1 protein-coding gene is annotated in these 232 nt (G+C 42.7%); it reads left to right on the forward strand.

What is annotated here, in order from left to right; translation table 11 throughout:
• On the forward strand, positions 1-232 hold a 232-nt coding region (locus V6252_RS13045), incomplete at both ends, for a prepilin peptidase (RefSeq protein ID WP_425355883.1).

Below are 232 nucleotides of genomic sequence, written 5' to 3' on the forward strand. Positions count from 1 at the left end.
TGGGCGCAGTACTATGATAATGATTTGATGCAATTTATAGAGTTACTAGAAGAAAACATCGCCCTAGCTTTATTCGTGTATCGCCTATTATGTCTTTGCGTTGGGAGTTTTCTAAATGTTGTGATTCATCGCATACCGCTGATGATGGTGTATGGTAGGAGACAAGAGAGTAGCCAGTTTATGTCTGACCAGGCAGATATGCCACGCGAGCATACGCTGCCCATAGCAAATA

The sequence above is a fragment of the Psychrobacter proteolyticus genome (genome assembly GCF_038155145.1).
Classification (GTDB): domain Bacteria; phylum Pseudomonadota; class Gammaproteobacteria; order Pseudomonadales; family Moraxellaceae; genus Psychrobacter; species Psychrobacter proteolyticus_B.